The 17,344-nt window shown below is 64.8% G+C and carries 16 protein-coding genes and 1 pseudogene; 13 read left to right on the top strand and 4 right to left on the bottom strand.

Annotated features, from left to right (window positions below; all coding sequences use genetic code 11):
- Positions 1 to 295 precede the first annotated feature (295 nt).
- On the top strand, positions 296 to 1,519 hold the full coding sequence (locus ACETMP_RS11485; protein ID WP_375161032.1) for an FAD-dependent oxidoreductase: 1,224 nt from the start codon (positions 296 to 298) through the stop codon (positions 1,517 to 1,519).
- 28 nt (positions 1,520 to 1,547) lie between these two features.
- Here the strand turns inward: ACETMP_RS11485 and ACETMP_RS11480 are convergent.
- Positions 1,548 to 2,685 (bottom strand): annotated as a pseudogene (locus ACETMP_RS11480) (GNAT family N-acetyltransferase).
- On the opposite strand from ACETMP_RS11480, the gene ACETMP_RS11475 reads away from it, so the two are divergent.
- Positions 2,575 to 3,210 carry a hypothetical protein gene (locus ACETMP_RS11475; protein WP_375162070.1) on the top strand — a complete coding sequence of 212 codons (636 nt, stop codon included), beginning with the start codon at positions 2,575 to 2,577 and terminating at the stop codon, positions 3,208 to 3,210. The pseudogene ACETMP_RS11480 and the gene ACETMP_RS11475 overlap by 111 nt on opposite strands.
- 451 nt (positions 3,211 to 3,661) lie before the next feature.
- Positions 3,662 to 4,951, top strand: a complete 1,290-nt coding sequence (locus tag ACETMP_RS11470) for a c-type cytochrome (RefSeq protein ID WP_375161031.1) — start codon at positions 3,662 to 3,664, stop codon at positions 4,949 to 4,951.
- Positions 4,952 to 5,074: 123 nt separating this feature from the next.
- Here ACETMP_RS11470 and ACETMP_RS11465 read toward each other — a convergent pair whose 3' ends face one another.
- Positions 5,075 to 5,341: a hypothetical protein gene (locus ACETMP_RS11465; RefSeq protein ID WP_375161030.1), complete on the bottom strand. Its 267-nt coding sequence runs from the start codon at positions 5,339 to 5,341 to the stop codon at positions 5,075 to 5,077.
- Positions 5,342 to 5,422: 81 nt separating this feature from the next.
- On the bottom strand, positions 5,423 to 7,393 hold the full coding sequence (locus ACETMP_RS11460) for a 4Fe-4S binding protein (RefSeq protein WP_375161029.1): 1,971 nt from the start codon (positions 7,391 to 7,393) through the stop codon (positions 5,423 to 5,425).
- A 197-nt stretch (positions 7,394 to 7,590) separates the two neighbouring features.
- Here ACETMP_RS11460 and ACETMP_RS11455 point away from each other — a divergent pair, with 197 nt between their 5' ends.
- From ACETMP_RS11455 to ACETMP_RS11410, 10 genes are all read left to right on the top strand, one after another.
- The gene (locus ACETMP_RS11455) at positions 7,591 to 8,298 is read left to right on the top strand and encodes a biotin/lipoate--protein ligase family protein (RefSeq protein ID WP_375161028.1); all 708 of its coding nucleotides are present in this window, start codon (positions 7,591 to 7,593) and stop codon (positions 8,296 to 8,298) included.
- On the top strand, positions 8,295 to 8,834 hold the full coding sequence (locus ACETMP_RS11450; RefSeq protein ID WP_375161027.1) for a DUF6505 family protein: 540 nt from the start codon (positions 8,295 to 8,297) through the stop codon (positions 8,832 to 8,834). The genes ACETMP_RS11455 and ACETMP_RS11450 overlap by 4 nt, the downstream gene beginning before the upstream one ends.
- On the top strand, positions 8,831 to 9,838 hold the full coding sequence (locus ACETMP_RS11445; protein WP_375161026.1) for a DUF6352 family protein: 1,008 nt from the start codon (positions 8,831 to 8,833) through the stop codon (positions 9,836 to 9,838). The genes ACETMP_RS11450 and ACETMP_RS11445 overlap by 4 nt, the downstream gene beginning before the upstream one ends.
- On the top strand, positions 9,835 to 10,350 hold the full coding sequence (locus ACETMP_RS11440) for a DUF3305 domain-containing protein (RefSeq protein ID WP_257177701.1): 516 nt from the start codon (positions 9,835 to 9,837) through the stop codon (positions 10,348 to 10,350). Before ACETMP_RS11445 ends, ACETMP_RS11440 begins: the two co-directional genes overlap by 4 nt.
- The gene (locus ACETMP_RS11435) at positions 10,347 to 10,955 is read left to right on the top strand and encodes a DUF3306 domain-containing protein (protein ID WP_375161025.1); all 609 of its coding nucleotides are present in this window, start codon (positions 10,347 to 10,349) and stop codon (positions 10,953 to 10,955) included. The genes ACETMP_RS11440 and ACETMP_RS11435 overlap by 4 nt, the downstream gene beginning before the upstream one ends.
- 131 nt (positions 10,956 to 11,086) lie before the next feature.
- On the top strand, positions 11,087 to 11,866 hold the full coding sequence (locus ACETMP_RS11430; RefSeq protein ID WP_375161024.1) for a molecular chaperone TorD family protein: 780 nt from the start codon (positions 11,087 to 11,089) through the stop codon (positions 11,864 to 11,866).
- 29 nt (positions 11,867 to 11,895) lie between these two features.
- Complete coding sequence (locus ACETMP_RS11425; protein ID WP_008553089.1) at positions 11,896 to 12,105, top strand: twin-arginine translocation signal domain-containing protein; 210 nt, start codon at positions 11,896 to 11,898, stop codon at positions 12,103 to 12,105.
- A 14-nt stretch (positions 12,106 to 12,119) separates the two neighbouring features.
- Positions 12,120 to 15,062, top strand: a complete 2,943-nt coding sequence (locus ACETMP_RS11420; protein WP_375161023.1) for a formate dehydrogenase subunit alpha — start codon at positions 12,120 to 12,122, stop codon at positions 15,060 to 15,062.
- 13 nt (positions 15,063 to 15,075) lie between these two features.
- Positions 15,076 to 15,672 (top strand): formate dehydrogenase FDH3 subunit beta, encoded by a 597-nt coding sequence (gene fdh3B / locus ACETMP_RS11415; RefSeq protein ID WP_027571966.1) that lies wholly within the window; start codon positions 15,076 to 15,078, stop codon positions 15,670 to 15,672.
- 55 nt (positions 15,673 to 15,727) lie between these two features.
- Complete coding sequence (locus ACETMP_RS11410) at positions 15,728 to 16,729, top strand: formate dehydrogenase subunit gamma (protein WP_375161022.1); 1,002 nt, start codon at positions 15,728 to 15,730, stop codon at positions 16,727 to 16,729.
- Between the two features lie 28 nt (positions 16,730 to 16,757).
- Here ACETMP_RS11410 and ACETMP_RS11405 read toward each other — a convergent pair whose 3' ends face one another.
- Entirely contained in the window at positions 16,758 to 16,961 is a 204-nt protein-coding gene (locus tag ACETMP_RS11405) for a hypothetical protein (RefSeq protein ID WP_245269381.1), read from the bottom strand.
- Between the last annotated feature and the right edge of the window lie 383 nt (positions 16,962 to 17,344).

Raw genomic sequence — 17,344 nt, 5'->3', positions numbered from 1 at the left:
TCCCAAATAGAGCAGGCCCAATTCGAGCCGACGGACGGCGTAGCCGCAACGACGGTCGAGATAGGCGAGATCAGCGGCTTGATCGCGGATGACTCGCCGGGATCTGCCTGCCGCACGGCCAGAAACCGCAATTTGCGGCGATTCCCCAGCAAGAGGTGTGCCGGCTATCTTCGGCATGGCGGCCCTCCGTCTCGTTAACCTCGATAGCGAGAAATGATCGCGTTTGATCCTGCGATGCGACATCAGGCCGGAGAATTGCACGTGCAACTTTAGTTGACCGTGGGAGCCTTGGATCATGACGGCGGACAGAACTGCGACCGGGCCGATCGCCAAAGCCGGCACTTCGAGGACCGTTGCCGACATCGCGATCGTCGGCGGCGGCCTTGCGGGATCGCTTGCGGCGGCCGTGCTGGCGCGGGCAGGGCACCGCATTGCCCTGATCGACAAGCGCGCGGTCTATCCGGACGAATTCCGGGTTGAGAAGATCGGCGGGCATCAATTGGCCATGCTCCGCAAGCTGGGCTTCCTCGACGCGCTCGAGAATGTCGCCTGTCGGTATGATCAGGTGCTCAATATCCGGGAAGGCAAGGTGGTCGATGTCAGCGTCGGGCAGGCCTACGGCTTTCCCTATGCCGATCTCGTGGCCATGGCGCGCAGCCAGATGCCCGATCCATCCGGCCTGATCGTCGACGAGGTTACTGCGATCAGCTGCAGCGACGACGTCCAGCATCTCGAACTGGCCTCCGGACGGCGCGTGACCGCGCGCCTCGTCGTTCTCGCCACAGGCATGGCGGAAGCAGTCGCTTACAAGCTCGGGATCAGACGGCGCGTGCTGGCCGAGCGCCATTCGGTGTCGTTCGGCTTCACGATCGTCCGCCAGGACGGTCGCCCGTTCGATTTCGAGGCGCTGACCTGCTATGGCGAGCGCACGGCGGACGGCATCGACTATCTCAGCCTGTTTCCCGTCCACGCCGGCATGCGGGCCAATCTCTTCATGTTCCGCGACCCGACCGATCCGATCATGCGCGAGCTGCGTCGCGAGCCGGAGGCGACGGTCTTGCGCCTGCTGCCGGGATTGCGGCCCTATCTCGGCGACTTCCGCGTCGTCGGCCGGGTCCAGAACTGGGTGATGGATCTGACCGTCGTCGAGGGGCACCTGCAGCCCGGATTCGTGCTCATCGGCGATGCATTCCAGACCAATTGTCCTGCCGCCGGCACCGGCGTCGCGCGCCTGCTGGTGGACGTAGATCGTCTGTGCACCGAATATGCGCCGCGATGGCTCATGACCGCCGGCATGGGTCAGGAGAAGATTTCGCAGTTCTATTCCGATCGCGACAAGATCGCGGCGGACCAGCAGTCGTTGAAGATGGCGCGCTTCCGCCAGGCCCTGACGTCCCGCGACGATATCGGCTGGGATGTCCGGCGCCGGTTGCACTTCCTGCGGCGCAGCCTGGCACATCGTGTCGATCAGATGCATCCGGGCTGGCTCGGGCGCGTTCGCGGCGCGCTGCGCGCCTGAGACCCGCGGCCGTTTGTCCGCCGCCGGATCAGCGCGTGGGCGTCGGCGTGCGGGCAGGCAGGAGCCGCAAGTCCGCCAGCCGCTTGGCCGCCAGCTTGAGCCAGGGTGCCCGATTCAGCGCGAACAGGGCAACGGCGCCTGCGGGGCTGCCGGCCTGCGTGACCGCCCACATCGGCGACGGCTGTCCGCCGAACAATTTCTTGTAGGGCTCGTCACCAATGGTGAAATCGAGCATCTGATCGCCGCGCTCGATACAATCCCGCGCCACCTGCTCGAACATCTGTGCGCCGAGGGACTGGCTCTTGTACCCGGCAATGTCGAAGGCGCTCATGATGACGAGGAAGCTGCCCCGATGGCACAGTCCGAGCACGGCGGCGATCACTTCGCCATCCATCTTCATGGCGTAGAGGCGCACGAAGGTGCCGAGGCCACGAAGGGCCACGTCGGAATAGAAGCCGAAATATTCGGGGCGCTGAAGCAGGTCGCCGTCGCCTTGTGCCTGAAAACGCGGACCGCGAAACTTCTTCATCACCTCCAGTGCCTCCAGCACGGAGGCGCCGTCGGTGCAGCATGAGAAGCTCAGCGCGCCTTTCTTCTGGAGCTGGCGATACTTCTTTGCGAGCTCCTTCTGATAGGAGCGATCGATCGCACTGGCCCGCCATTGCTCGAACGGTGCGACGAGAACCGTCGCGTAGGCATTGGTGTCCATCGACACGCGGCGCGAGGCAGCCAGGAGTTTTTCGATCGGAAGCCGCGCGTCGGGCAGCTTGGTCATTCGCAGCAGATCGAACGGGCGAACGAGGCGCCGAGATCTCCGCGCATGCCTCCGCGTCGTCGAGCAATTGCGAGAACACCTCCGGGCTGCAAACCGGTGCCAGATAGTCGGAGACGCGCAGGTCGGCAAACTCGACCGTTCGGATCGGACCGCGCCGGATCCGCAGCAGGGGCAGCACCATCGCAAGCGCCCCCGTCGCGCGGGTGCGGACCACGACGACCAGTGCTGTCGCACCGGCATCCGAGGCGAGCCTGCCGTAGAGGCTGTGCAGCCAGATCGGATGCTGGAACGCGGTCGCGGCCGAGCGATCAAACAGTTCGGCATATTCCGGGGACAGAAAGTCGAACGATTGCTCGATCACGATGTCGAACGTGTTGCTAGGCTTGTTCATGCGCAATCAAGGACACCGGGCAAGTCGCGAAGATCGATCGAAGCTGCGCTTTATAGCAGGCTCGTTACGGGCGAGACACCGGCACTATGCGATTTGCATCAATGCGTTCAACCATGTTGGTATCGTTACCAAACTCTTAAATCTCAGATCCGTTTGGATATCGTGCCCCGATCGCGGTGGTTCATCGACCTCGACCGCGAGGATCGCAGCCGCAAGATCCTGGAATTGCACCATGCGGGCAAGTTGCGGCTGATCGCCGTGACGAGCGATCGGCGGTTGCGCGGGTCACAATGTCGGCATGAGCCCGGATCGCGTATCGCGAGGAATCGATCCAGCTATCTGGCGCGATGTCAGAGGCGGACGCTGGTCGTCGCAAACGCTTGGGCGGCGGGCTCCTGGACTCTGTTCAAGATCATCATCCCCGCAATCGCGATCAGCACGGCCGCGACACAGCCAAGCAGAAAGGCCTTCATCTTCAGACTCTCTCGATCGGAACATCAAGCCATCTATACGATACATCCTTGATGTGACGAGTCAGAAACCGGCGTCCGGGGCGATGCCAAAGTTCGGTTATTGCGGTGCACGCTGCGGAACGGAAGGCGGCTTGGCCCATTTCAGTACGGACATGGGAGGATTCCGCGTGAAACTGCTGACAACGTCTTTGTGCCTCGCAGCACTTTGCCTTTCCGGAAGCGTCGGCGCGCAGCCCGCACAATCCGGCTCATCGGCTGCGCAAACCCCGCCCGAGGACAAGGGCCAGCTCCAGCCGCAAGGCTGGACCGGTCCGATCAATACGGGATCGGGTGGTGCGCCCGCCGAAAGTCCGCAAGGTCAGAGCCCGCCTGGAATGCAGGCTGCGCCCGAGGGGTCGTCGAAAACCACGACGGCCCCGGCCAAGTAGGCCGGTTCCGATGTTCATCTCTGGCCGCTCTTCTGGCAATCTTGTGAGCGTGGATGTGACCAGGGCCGGCCAGGAATGATCAGATCACCTTTGTGTGCGAAGTTGGCCGCCGCACTGTGGGCCGTCTTTGCCGTCGCATCCGCGCACGCCGACATGGCAGGACACGGTGGCCCGATACGGGCGCTTGCCGTTTCCGCCGACGGCGAGGAGCTTCTGTCCGGGAGCTTCGACACGTCCGCGATCCATTGGTCGCTCAGGACGGACAGCGCAGTGCAAGTCCTTCGGTATCATGCGGATGGCGTCAATGCGGTCGCCCTGCTGAAGGACCGCCGCATGATCACGGCCGGCGCGGACGCAAGGATTGCGCTGTGGACGGCGGGCCGGCCGCAGCCGGACCGGGTGCTGGAGGGGCATGCCGCGCCGATCGTGGCGCTTGCCGCGTCGCCCGATGGATCGCTTCTCGCCTCGGCATCGTGGGATCGGACGGTGCGGCTCTGGTCGTTATCGGACGGCACGCCGCGTGTGCTCGAAGGGCATTCGCAGAACGTCAACGGCGTCGCCTTCACGCCGGACGGCAGGCTTGTCAGCGTCGGCTACGATCTTGCGCTGCGCATCTGGCGTTTGCCGGATGGCCAGCCCGAGATCGTGACGTTGCCGGCGCCGCTGAACGCCGTGGCCGTGGCGCCGGATGGTGAAATCGTCACGGCCGCGGTCGATGGCAGGCTGCGCATGTTGACAGGGGAGGGCAAAGTCAGCGGCGAGGTCGCGGCCGGTCCCACGCCCGTGGTGGCTTTGGCGATTTCGGCGGACGGCGCCTTGATTGCTGCGGCCGGCATCGGCGGCACAGTGGCGATCATCGATCGCAGGTCGCGCAGCCTGCTACGAACATTGATCGGACCTGGTCTGCCGGTGTGGTCGGTGGCCTTCCTGCCGGATGGCGAGACGCTGATGACGGGTGGCGCGGACGGCAAGATCAGACGCTGGAACGCGCGGACCGGCGAGCCCATCGGCTCGATCCTGGCAGGATCGCCGCCCGATCCGCTCGCCGCCTATGCCGGCGATCATGGTGCCGATGTATTCCGGGCATGCGTTGCCTGTCATACGCTGTCGGAGAAGGAGGTGCAGCGCGCGGGTCCGACGCTTGCCGGGTTGTATGGCCGCAGGATCGCATCGCTGCCGGGCTATCGTTTCTCCGATGCCCTGAAGACGATGGACATCATCTGGACACCGGAGACGGTTGCGAAGCTGTTCGAAATCGGGCCGAACGCCTATACCCCCGGCACCAAGATGCCGGAGCAGCGCATTGGCTCGGCCGAGGATCGCCGCGCGCTCACCGATTTCCTTGGCCGGGTGACGTCGCGCTAGAGCATGCTCCGGAAAAGTGCGCCGCGGTTCTCCGAAAAGATCATGCGCAAACCACAACCCCCAGGGCGCGATCCCAAGGCGCGATGACGATTCATCCAAATCTCATCCCGCTTCAGCCGCCCCTCAGATCGAATCCCAATTGTCCATCGGAAGATCCCTCATCTCCGGATGTTGCTTGAGGATCTGAATGACGTCGATGCCGGGATGCTCCTTGAGCGCTTCCGCGACGCAATGGTTGACGTATTTGCGGCGCGACAGCCACGCTATCTTCTTGCCCTTGGCTTCGGCTTTGCAGCCGACGATCGCCTGCTTCAGGGCGACCTTCTGTGCCTTGGTCAGCGGCGGAGCGGCAGCTTCGGCCGCGCCGCCGGCGAGAGCGATGGAAATCATGCACGTCGACAAAGCTGTGATCAAACGAGACATGGTGATGCTTCCCCCTGGTTTCCTGCCCCTGATGTCTGGCGGTCTTTTCTAGTCCTTGCTCTCGCGCTGGCGTAGATAATCGTCCGTCGTCCGTGGCGGCGTTCGTTCCGGAACGCCCTTGAATGGATCGAACTGCTGCTCGCTCGTGACGATGACGCGGCAGTCGGCGCACATCCTGAGCGTCTCGACCAGCTTGTCGCCGGCCGGATACATCCAATGGCGGCCTTCGAGCTTGGCTGCGATGCGGTCGATCGTGCTCTTCACGCCGAACGGCGTGCTGCACCGGATGCAGAGCGCGGGCTCCTCCTCCTTGAGAACAGTGGCGGGCGCGCGGGCCGCGCGGAAATCGATTTGCGGCTCGAGGCTGATGACCTTTTCCGGACAGGTGCTCTGGCACAGCCCGCATTGCACGCAGGCATCTTCGATGAATTTCAGCACGGGCCGATCGGGATCGTCCCGGAGCGCGCCGGTCGGGCAGGCCGAGACGCAGGAGAGGCACAGCGTGCAGCCGCTGGCGTCGACGCGGATCGCGCCGATCGGCGCGCCCTGCGGCAGCGCGATCACGTCGACCGGCTGCGGCGCCAGACGATGCAGCTCGCTCAATCCGAAGCGCAAGAGGTCGCGCCGCTTGCCTACGGTTTTGAAGGTCGCGGGCGTCGCGACGGCCGAGAGGGGGCCGATGCCGGTCAAATGCTCGCCGAGCGCGTCCGGATCGTCCGTTTCGATGGTGGCGAGACGGCGGCCGGCAAATCCGAGACCACTGAGGATGGCCTCGGCCATGCCGATCGTCTGCAACAATCCGCTCAAATCGTGGCGCGGCTTGGCGCGCAGCAGATAGCGCACGGCGGATACGCCATAGGCGAATGCGCCGACGATCGCCTCGAGCCCGAGCTGCGTGAGCTCGTTGACGGCAAAGGGAAGCACGTTCGCCGGCAAGCCGTCGCCGTGACGCGCCAGGGCATCGATCAGTGGCGTGCCGTGCGGGCCGTCGTGAAACAGCAGCACGGCGTTCGCGCCACCGGCCTCGCGGTAGGCGAGCAGCATGGCGCGAATTCGCTGCAGCTGCGTGTCGGCGGGCGGCAGCGTGTAAGATGCAGCGCCGGTCGGGCAGGCGGCCGCGCATTGGCCGCAGCCCGCGCAGATATTCGGGTCGATTGCAATGTGATCGCCGACGGGCGTGATCGCCCCGGTTGGGCAGAGATCGAGACAGCGATGACAGCCTGTCCGCTTCGAGCGCGAATGGGCGCAAAGAGCGGGCGCGACATCGACATATTTCGGCTTGTCGAAGCTGCCGACGAGATCGCGGGCGGTCAGCACGGCGCGCAGCACCGCAGCGGGATCCTTCGTGTCGGCGCGAAGATAGCCGTCGCGCAGATCGTGAGCGGGAAACAGCGGCATATCGCCGGAAAGATCGAGCACGATGTCGCAGCGCGAGGTGACGCCGCTTCGCGCCGCATCCAGCACGAAGCGATCGCGCGAGGAGGGGCGGGGACGCGCATAGTCGTCGATCGCAAGCTCGAAGGCGCCGAAATGCCCCTTCGCGGAGCGGATCGTCCCCTTCACGATCGGGAAGACCGTCGCGGCGGGCGGCACCGTATCGTCGAGCTGCTTCAGCATCACGGTGACGTCGAGGTGATCGGCAAGCAGGCGGCCGGCCTCGATCGCGGCCTCATCGCGTCCGTAGACCAGGACCACGCCCTCGCTCGACAAGGTGAGAAGCGGATAGTCCGGTGCCTTTACGGAAGCGGACGCGAGCAGGGCCGCCATTTTCGCGCCGGCGCGCGCGCCGTCGCGCGACCAGCCGGCGGTTTCGCGGATGTTGACGAAACTGATCGCCTCACCCCGGTTGCCTGCCTCGTCCGAGAATTGCGCCGCCTGCTGCGTGCAGGCGACGGTCAGGGCGCCTTCTGCCGCCGCGATCTTGCGGAAATGATCGAGCTCCGCACCGCAGAGATGGCTGAAGCTCTTGATCTCGCTGCTCGGACATCCGCGCCGGATCGCGGCCGCGTCGAGGCGCATCGTGCCTTCGCACGAGCAGATCAGGACGGTCTTCGCTGGCTGCTCCAGGTTAACCCCTCCGCCATTCGGGCGCCGGCGGCGGACTCGCGCCGGCCCCTCGTCTCGTATAGACATTATCCATTGGGAAGAAAAGGAAAGCGGAGGACGGCCTGCCGTCGACCCCAGTGAGCCATGTTTCCCTGGCGGAACCGATTCACTTGCCGCCGCCGTTCACGTTGGTGCGGCTGCGTGAGAGCGGCGACGCCTTTGCCCACGCATGCCGCATTGCACCGGAAAGCGGCGCCGGCACGCTCGTCTATGTCGGCCGCTTCGACCTCGCAGAGTTCGCCGTCGTGCTCGAGCCGGCCGAGCCCTTGCGCAGCGCGCGGCGCGCATTCTACGCCGGCATGGTCGCGCTCACCGACGCGCTTCGCGCCTATGCGCCGCCGAGCAAGCCGATCACGATCGGCTGGCCGGATGCCGTCAGGATCGATGGCGGGCTGGTCGGCGGCGGCCGGATGGGCTGGCCGTCCGATGCCGACGAGGATGCGCCGCCGCCCTGGCTGGTATTCGCAGCCATGATCCGGACCGTTGCCATGAGCGATGACGAGCCGGGCGTTCACCCGCTGGCCTCGGCCCTCGATCAGGAGGGCTTTGGCGAGGCTGGCGCGGCGCAGATCACGGAGAGCTTTGCCCGCCATCTGATGCTGGCGCTTGACGGCTGGCGCGTCGATGGCTTTGACAGCCTCGCGCGCGACTATCTCACGCGGATGCCGCGTGAAAGGCAGACCGTTCAGCGCATTGATGATCGCGGCGATCTGCTCACGCGCCGCCTCGGCATGGACAAGACTGAAAGGAACGATCTCGTGCAGGCGCTCGCGACGCCATCCTGGCTCGATCCGGCCCTCGGAGGGCCACGCGTATGAAGCTCCTGCGCACCATCGCACTCGATCCCTCCGACACCTTCATATTCGATGTGGCGGCGGAGCCGGGCGAATGGGCCGTCTCCGGCGCTTTCCGCTTCTGGGACTGCGACGGATCGAAGCTGGAAGGCAAGGCGCGCGCGGCGTTTCGTGGCGGCTTCCTCGGGGTGCAGTCCTGGGGCTGGTCGACGCTGGCGCAGATCGTTCCGGCGACGGAAGACGATTACCGCAGCCTAGTCGATCTGCTGGCGAGGCAGCTCGTCGATCGTTTCGGCGCGCCGGACATCGCCGTTGCGAGGGCAGCTGCGGAAGAGGAGGTCGCATTCGCGCAGTCGCTCTGCAGCCATCCGATCAGCTCGCTTATTGCGGTGCACCGCACCTCGAGCGATGGCGAGGTGCGCGAATCCTTCCGCCGGCTGCAGCTCCGCGAAGGGCAGGGGCACAGCAAGGCGTTCTCGTTCATGGCAATGGAGGACGACGTCCAGCCCGACGGCGATCTCAAGCTTGCGGATCTGGGCCGGGAGCCGACCGTCAGATGAACGATTTCTGGATCGCGTGCGGCCATCACCTGCTCGATCGCGACGAGGGCGGCGGGCTTCGCGTCACCGATGAGTTCCTCAAGGCCTATTTTGCCCGTCCGGAGCTGATGCCGCCGGAGGACGCGTGCGAGGTCGAACGCCGGCTGCACCGCGAATTGCTTGCCGAGCCACGGCGCGTGGTCAGCGCTGACGAGATCGCCGCCATCGTCGATGCCGATGCCCGGGAGAATTGGCGCTTCGTGCTGGCATTTCGCGATCTCCTGGTGCGGCATCCGACGCTCGAAGCCGCTTATCTCGCATTCGTACGGTCCGGCGCGAACGATCTGCCGCCGCTGTTCGTCAACCAGCTTGTGCACGTCATCCTGCGCAATGCGCTCGACGGCTGCGACGACCCCTTCGTGCTGCGCGCGGCCGAGCTGTTCTTCCGGATCCAGCGCGTCCTGCCGCATGAGCAGGCCCTGCTGCTCGGCGACGAGGAGATCGTCGGCGGCCGCAGCCCGACCCCGGTGCTCTCTCTGATGTCGATGCTGGGGGCGACCATTGATGCGACGGTCGAGGTCATGAGCGAAGACAATGCGCAGGCCTATTGGCAGCGCAGCGACCAGTTCGACATGGCGCTCGACCTCACGCCCGATGGGCGGGGACCTGCGGCGCTGGCCCTGGCGATGACGCGCTGGGTATCCCATTTGCTCGGTATCGGCGTGACGATCGAGCCGCTGCGGGCGCTGCAGGACGCCAGGCTGACCTGGTATGTCGGGCTCGACGCCGACGCCACCAGGCTTGGCGATCGTCTTTGGCGCGGCGAAGAGCTTGACGAGCGCAGCGCCGACCGCGTGCTCGCACTGTTCCGGCTGACCTTTGCGGATTCCAGCCAGGCACTCGACGATGTCGGGGCTGAGCCTGTCTACCTGATCCTGTCGATGACGCCCGATCAGAAGCTCCGGTTGAAGCCGCAGAATCTGCTGACCGGGCTGCCGGTGAAACGTCTGGAGATGGCGACATGAGCCCTGCGGCGCTGCCGACCCTCTCGATTCCTGTCGGCGTCGTGGTCGAGCGGCGTAAGGCCGCCTCGCCTTGGGTCGATTTCGTCTGGCGCGGGATCGCCGTGCTGCCGGACGAGCCGACCACAAGGCCCTGGACCGTGCTTCGCGAGCAGGACGACACGACCCTGTTCTATGCCGGAAGCGCCGCCATCGAGCTTTATCCGTCCGAAACGGCGCGCTATCGCGACAATCTGGCTTCAGGCAATCCAAGCCTGTGGACCGTGCTGTCGCCATCGGAAGGCGTCTTTCCCTATGCGGTTGCGGCGGTGACCGCCGATCCCGCGGAGGGCGAGGGCTTCACCGAAGCCGCCGACAATCTCGTCGAGGCGGTGCCGATGCCGGAGGCGCTGCTTGAGGCAATTGAAAAGTTCGTTGCCGAGCATCATGTCGAGCGGGAATTCGTCAAGCGCAAGCGGCGCCGCGCCGACCCGGAGGCGCTGGCGCGGCGCGAACCTGAAGGCGGACAGGAATGAGCGAGGAGGAGTTCCTTTCGCGTTGGTCCCGCCGCAAGCGCGAATCGCGGGCGGAGCCGGCGAAGCCTGCCGAGGCGCAGCCCGCGTCGCCGGCCGCGACGGAGAACGCCGAGAGCGAGTTTGATCTCTCCAGCCTGCCGTCGATCGACGACATCAATGCGGCGACTGACATCACCGCCTTCCTCAGGAAGAATATTCCACAGGAGTTGAGCCGTGCGGCTCTTCGCCGCGCCTGGGCGACCGATCCCGCCATTCGCGACTTCGTCGGGCTCGCGGAGAACGCATGGGACTTCAACGACCCGACTGCGATGCCGGGCTTTGGGCCGCTGGATTGCTCGTCGGAAGAGCTGGCCGCGCTGGTCGATCGCGTCGTCGGCGGAGTCCGAGAGGCACTCCAATCTGCTCCGGATGCCTTGATCGAAGCAGCGGATTCTTCGCCGCAATTGCATCGAGCCGATGCGGCGCCGACCGCCGATGTCGCTGAGCCGCCGGAGTCGGCGGAGCCCTTGGCAATCCCTGTTGCAACGCAACCAACGACGGGTGAGCGATCGATCGACCATGAGCCGATCAGGGCTCGCACCCATGGTGGCGCGTTGCCGCGCTGAGCAACGCGACCAAAGGCTATAGGCTAAGCCTATGGGGAGCGATTGACCGCCCGCGGAACCCGGATTACGCTTGCCTACTGCTTTGTAACAAAAGCGATAATCAAGCAGACGGGACTTGATGGGAGGTCCACGTGCGTGATGACGGGCTTGATCGCGCGATTGATGCCGCAGGCGGCATCGCTCAACTTGCGCACAAAATCGGGATCAGCCAGCCCTCCGTATCGAGCTGGTCTCGCGTGCCCGCACAGCGGGTGATCGCCGTCGAAACCGCGACCGGTGTTTCCCGAAACGAGCTGCGGCCCGATCTTTACTGCGAGCACACTGAAGCCGCTGAGCTGGTCGACCCCGTCGATGCCGCGCGCGCGCAGGAATACGCGCTGCTGGCGACGCTGCTGTCTGCACCTCCGTCGAAACGTCTGCTCGATCGACTCGCTGCGCTGACGGGTGATGCAACGCCGCTCGGGCGCGCACATGCGGCGCTGGCCGACGCCGCGGCGAGCGCGGTCGCAGCGCAAGTCGAGCGCGAGTATTTCGATCTGTTCGTCGGCCTGGGCCGCGGCGAATTGCTGCCCTACGCATCCTATTACCTGACGGGCTTTCTGAACGAACGGCCGTTGTCGCGCCTGCGCGCCGATCTGACCACGCTCGGCATCGAGCGGATCGCCAACAATTCCGAACCCGAGGATCACGCCGCCATCCTGTGCGAGATCATGTCGGGACTTGCCGACGGCAGCTTCGATGCCTCGCCTGAGGCGCAGCGCGCATTCTTCGAAAAGCACGTGTCGCCTTGGATGGGGCGGCTGTTCGCCGACATGGAGAGTGCCGGCAACGTCCATTTCTATCGAACGGTCGGCGCGCTCGGGCGCACCTTCATCGAGATCGAGACGGAAGCATTCACATTCGCCAACTGATCGACGCGGGTCGGTCCGGGAGAGATGCGATGAGTGACGAGACGAAAGCAAAGGTCGGACGCCGCGACTTCCTTCGCAAGGTCGGCATCGGCACGGTCGGCGCCGGCGCGACGCTCGCGACGCCCTTGGTCGGGTCCGCGCAGGCGGACAGCGAAAACAACGATGAAAAGCGCAAGGCGCGCTACAAGGAATCCGATCACGTCAAGACGTTCTACCGCGTCAACCGTTATCCGGCCTGACAGGGAGGCTGCCCGTGCTTATCAAGCGAACACACCAGCGGTCCGATCGCCGCGGCTCCGTCGCCGAGACCCTCGCAAGCCAGGGTGGCGGACTTGACCGCCGTACGTTCCTGCGCAGGTCCGGCCTTGCCGGCGGCGCCCTTGCTGCGCTCGGTGCCATGCCGGTCGGCAGCGTGCGGAAGGCGGAAGCGGCTGCGGCCGGCCCGCTTGCCGCCGGCGCCGTGGTCAAGAAGAGCATCTGCACGCACTGCGCGGTGGGCTGTACCGTGACGGCGGAAGTGCTCAACGGAGTCTGGATCGGGCAGGAGCCGAGCTGGGATCTGCCGATCAACCGCGGCTCGCATTGCGCCAAGGGTGCCTCGGTGCGCGAGCTCGTGCACAGCGATCGCCGGCTGCGCTATCCGATGAAGCTCGTGAACGGGCAGTGGACGCGCGTGTCGTGGGACACCGCGGTGAACGAGATCGGCGACAAGCTGCTTCCAGGTCCGGGAGAAGTCGGGCAGCGATTCGGTCTACTGGCTCGGCTCGGCCAAGATGACCAACGAGGGCTCCTACCTGTTCCGCAAGCTCGGCGCGTTCTGGGGCACCAACAACACCGACCATCAGGCGCGATCTGTCACTCCACCACCGTCACCGGCGTCGCCAATACCTGGGGCTACGGCGCGATGACGAACAGCATCAACGACATGCGCAACTCCAAGACGATGCTGTTCATCGGCAGCAACGCGGCGGAAGCGCATCCCGTCAGCATGCAGCACCTGCTCGAAGGCAAAGAACTCAACAAGGCGAACTTCATCGTCTTGGATCCGCGCCTGACCCGCACCGCGGCGCATGCCACCGAATATGTCCGGATCCGTCCCGGCACCGACATTCCCGTCCTCTACGGCATGATGTGGCACATCCTGAAGAACGGCTGGGAGGACAAGGAGTTCATCGCCCAGCGCGTCTACGGCTTCGACGACCTGCGCAAGGAGGTCGAGAAGTGGAATCCGCAGGAGGTCGAGCGCGTCACCGGCGTGCCCGCTGCGCAGCTCGAGCGCGTCGCCAAGATGTTCGCGACGGTGAAGCCGGCGACCATCATCTGGTGCATGGGGCAGACGCAGCACACCGTCGGCACGGCCAATGTGCGCGCGAGCTGTATCGCGCTGCTGATGACCGGCAACATCGGCAAGGCCGGCGCCGGCGCCAACATCCTGCGCGGCCATGACAACGTGCAAGGCGCGACCGACGTCGGCCTCGATATCGTGACCCTGCCGTTCTATTACGGCCTGGCGGAAGGCGCCTGGAAGCACTGGTCGCGGGTCTGGGAGGTCGATTACGAGTACCTGGTCTCCCGCTTCGACGAGAAGAAGCAGATGGAGACCCCCGGCATCCCGCTGACGCGGTGGTTCGATGCCGCGCTGTTGCCGAAGGCCGACGTCGCGCAGAAGGACAACGTCAAGGCCGTGTTCGTGCAAGGCCATGCCAGCAACAGCATCACCCGCATTCCCGAATCGATGAAGGGTCTGAAGGCGCTGGAGCTGCTGGTGATCGCCGATCCGCACCCGACGACGTGGGCGTCTCTGGCGGTCGAGGCCGGGCGCAAGGACGGCGTCTATATCCTGCCGGTCGCAACGCAGTTCGAGTGCACCGGATCGCGCGTCGCGTCCAACCGCTCGATGCAGTGGGGCGAGCAGATCGTCAAGCCGATCTTCGAATCCAAGGACGATCTCGAGATCATCTACCTGATGGCGAAGAAGCTCGGCTTCGCCGACAAGATGTTCAAGAACATCAAGGTCGAGAGCAACCTTCCCGTCGCCGAGGACGTGCTGCGCGAGATCAACCGCGGAAGCTGGTCGACGGGCTATTGCGGCCAGTCGCCGGAGCGCATCAAGGCGCACATGAAGAACCAGCACAAGTTCGACCTGGTGACGATGCGCGCGCCCAAGGACGATCCGGAGGTCGGCGGCGACTATTACGGCCTGCCCTGGCCGTGTTGGGGCTCACCCGAGGTGAGGCATCCCGGCTCGCCGCTGCTCTACAACAACAACCTGCATGTCATGGATGGCGGCGGCGCCTTCCGCCCACGCTTCGGTATCGAGCGTGAGGAAAAGCTGCCGGACGGCACGACGCGCAAGGTGAGCCTGCTCGCCGACAAATCCTTCTCCAAGGGCTCGGAGATCCAGGACGGCTATCCCGAGTTCACGCTGGCGAGCCTGAAGAAGCTCGGTTGGGACACGGATCTGACCGAAGCCGAAATGGCGACGATCCAGAGGGTCAACCCGGCTAATCCGGATGCGGTGTCCTGGGCGCTCGACCTTTCCGGCGGCATCCAGCGCGTCGCGCTGAAGCACGGCTGCGTGCCGTTCGGCAACGGCAAGGCGCGCATGAATGCGTTCGGCTTGCCGGACCCGATCCCGGTCCATCGCGAGCCGATCTACACGCCGCGCGTCGACCTCGTCGAGAAATATCCGACATTGCCCGATGCCAGGCAGTTCCGCCTGCCCAATATCGGCTTCTCGGTGCAGAAGGCGGCGGTGGAGAAGGGCATCGCGAAGCAATTCCCGCTGATCCTCTCCTCCGGACGTCTCGTCGAATACGAGGGCGGCGGCGAGGAGACCCGCACCAATCCCTGGCTCGCCGAATTGCAGCAGGACATGTTCATCGAGATCAGCCCGGCCGATGCCGCCGATCGCGGCATCAAGGACGGTGGCTGGGTCTGGGTGAGCGGCGCCGAGAACAATTCGCGCGCCAGGATGAAGGCGTTGGTGACCGAACGTGTCGGCAAGGGCGTCGCCTGGATGCCGTTCCATTTCGGCGGCTGGCTCGGCGGTGCCGACCTGCGCAAGAACTATCCCGCCGGCACCGATCCGATCGTGCTGGGCGAGAGCGCCAACACGATCACCAGCTACGGTTACGATCCTGCAACGGGAATGCAGGAACCGAAGGTCACGCTTTGTCAGATCGTCGCAGCCTGAGAGGAGCACGCACATGGCTCGGATGAAATTTCTCTGCGACGCTGATCGCTGCATCGAGTGCAACGCCTGCGTCACCGCCTGCAAGAATGAGCACGAGGTGCCGTGGGGCATCAACCGGCGCCGCGTCGTCACCATCAACGACGGCAAGCCGGGCGAGCGATCGATCTCGATGGCCTGCATGCACTGCACGGACGCGCCCTGCGCGGCCGTGTGCCCGGTGAACTGCTTCTACACCACGGCCGATGCCGTGGTGCTGCACTCCAAGGATCTCTGCATCGGCTGCGGCTATTGCTTCTACGCCTGCCCATTCGGCGCGCCGCAATACCCCAAGGTCGGCAACTTCGGCTCGCGCGGCAAGATGGACAAATGCACCTATTGCGCCGGCGGCCCCGAGGCCGACGGCAGCAAGGAGGAGTACGAGAAATACGGCGCGAACCGGCTGGCCGAAGGCAAGCTGCCGCTCTGTGCCGAAATGTGCTCGACCAAGTCGTTGCTTGCAGGCGACGGCGAGATCATTGCGCAGATCTACAAGGAGCGCGTCATGAAGCGCGGCTATGGCTCGGGCGCCTGGGGCTGGAAGACCGCTTATCGCGAGACGATCGAGTCCTGACATGGGCAGTCGCAACATGGGCGGTCGACGGGCGCGCAATACCGGGGAGGACGTCATGGCGTCGTTTGGAAGGTTCGTTCGTCTGGCGCTGGGCGCCTTCGCGCTGCTTTTCTTGGTCACGGCGATGCCCGCCGGCGCACAACAGGTCAATCCGACCGCTAGCGCGGTCAAGGAGGAGCAGCTTCTGCAGGAGCTCAACCGGATTCAGGGGCGTGTCAGCATCCCCGATCGGAATTCCGGCGTTCTCGAGCAGCCGCAGGGACGGGAGTGGCGCGAGTTCCGCAATGTGACGCTGCGCTGGATCGGCGGCATTGCCATCCTCGGCATGATCGCGATCATCGTGATCTTCTATCTCACCGTCGGCATGGTGCGCCTTGAGGCCGGGCGGTCGGGCCGCACCATCGTGCGCTTCAACGCGTTCGAGCGGTTCGTGCACTGGCTGACGGCAACCTGCTTCATCGTCCTGGCGATCTCGGGGCTGAACATCACGTTCGGCCGGCCGTTGCTGCTGCCGCTGATCGGCTTCGAGGCTTTCTCGGAATGGTCGCAATGGGCGAAGTTCGCCCACAATTACCTGAGCTTCCCGTTCACTCTCGGTGTCATCCTGATCTTCCTGATGTGGATCGGCGGCAACATCCCCAACAAGGTGGATATCGAATGGGCCAAGCGCGGCGGCGGTTTGATCGGGCATGACCATCCGCCGGCCTATCGCTTCAACGGCGGCCAGAAAATGATCTACTGGATCGTCGTGATCGGCGGTGCGCTCGTCGCGACGAGCGGCTATGCGCTGATGTTCCCATTCTACGGGACGGGAATCGAGGGCATGCAAATGGCCCAGATCGTCCACTCGATCGTGGCGGTCCTGTTCGTCGCGGCGATGATCGCGCACATCTATATCGGCACCATCGGGATGGAAGGTGCGTTCGAGGCCATGGGCTCGGGCGAGGTCGACGTCAACTGGGCGCGCGAGCACCACAAGCTCTGGCTCGAGCAGCAGAACGCGCGAACCGGACCGAACGACGGGCAGCCGCAGCCCGCAACCGCGCCGGCAGAATAGAGCGCGCAGCCCGAACCCGGGCAGCCGGCTATGGGGCCGGCTCCTTGCCAAACAGGACGGAACGGTCCTGGATGTCCTGTTCGCGGAGCCGGGCCGTTTGGCCTGTCTGCATGTCCTGAATGGACGCCATGCCGCTTTGACCGGAGCCGAACAGGGCATGCGATTTGAGCATGGTGCTGGCCGCACCGGCCAGAGCGAGGGCTGCAATGAGCGAGAGCATGACGCGGTTCATGCGCATCTCCGTCGGCCATCTCCACCCGACATGATCAATACATCCGGATCGTCCCGTCGGATGTGAGCCATCTCACAGCAATCGGTTCCATGTTCGTTGAGGCGGCCAACGCGCTCCGCACGGCAGATGAGGATCGAGCCTGCGATGCAGACGAAAGCCAAATCGAAATTCACCGCAGACGGGCGCCGAATGCCGGACTGGAGCTCAGCCTCGGAGCAAGCTGCTCAGGCCGGAGAGAGTCCGTCCTGACCATCGCGCTCTATTCTCTCTGCCGAATTTCAGCAGCGCTGATTTGGAATCTTTCAAAGAAGAACTCTGGAATCTTTCCAGATCGCAACGCGACCACATCGCATGATCGAGACATTCTAAATCGCCGTGCACGC

This window comes from Bradyrhizobium dasycarpum, assembly GCF_042019905.1.
GTDB classification, from domain to species: Bacteria; Pseudomonadota; Alphaproteobacteria; order Rhizobiales; family Xanthobacteraceae; genus Bradyrhizobium; species Bradyrhizobium japonicum_B.
This window is presented reverse-complemented; position numbering and strand designations above follow the sequence as displayed.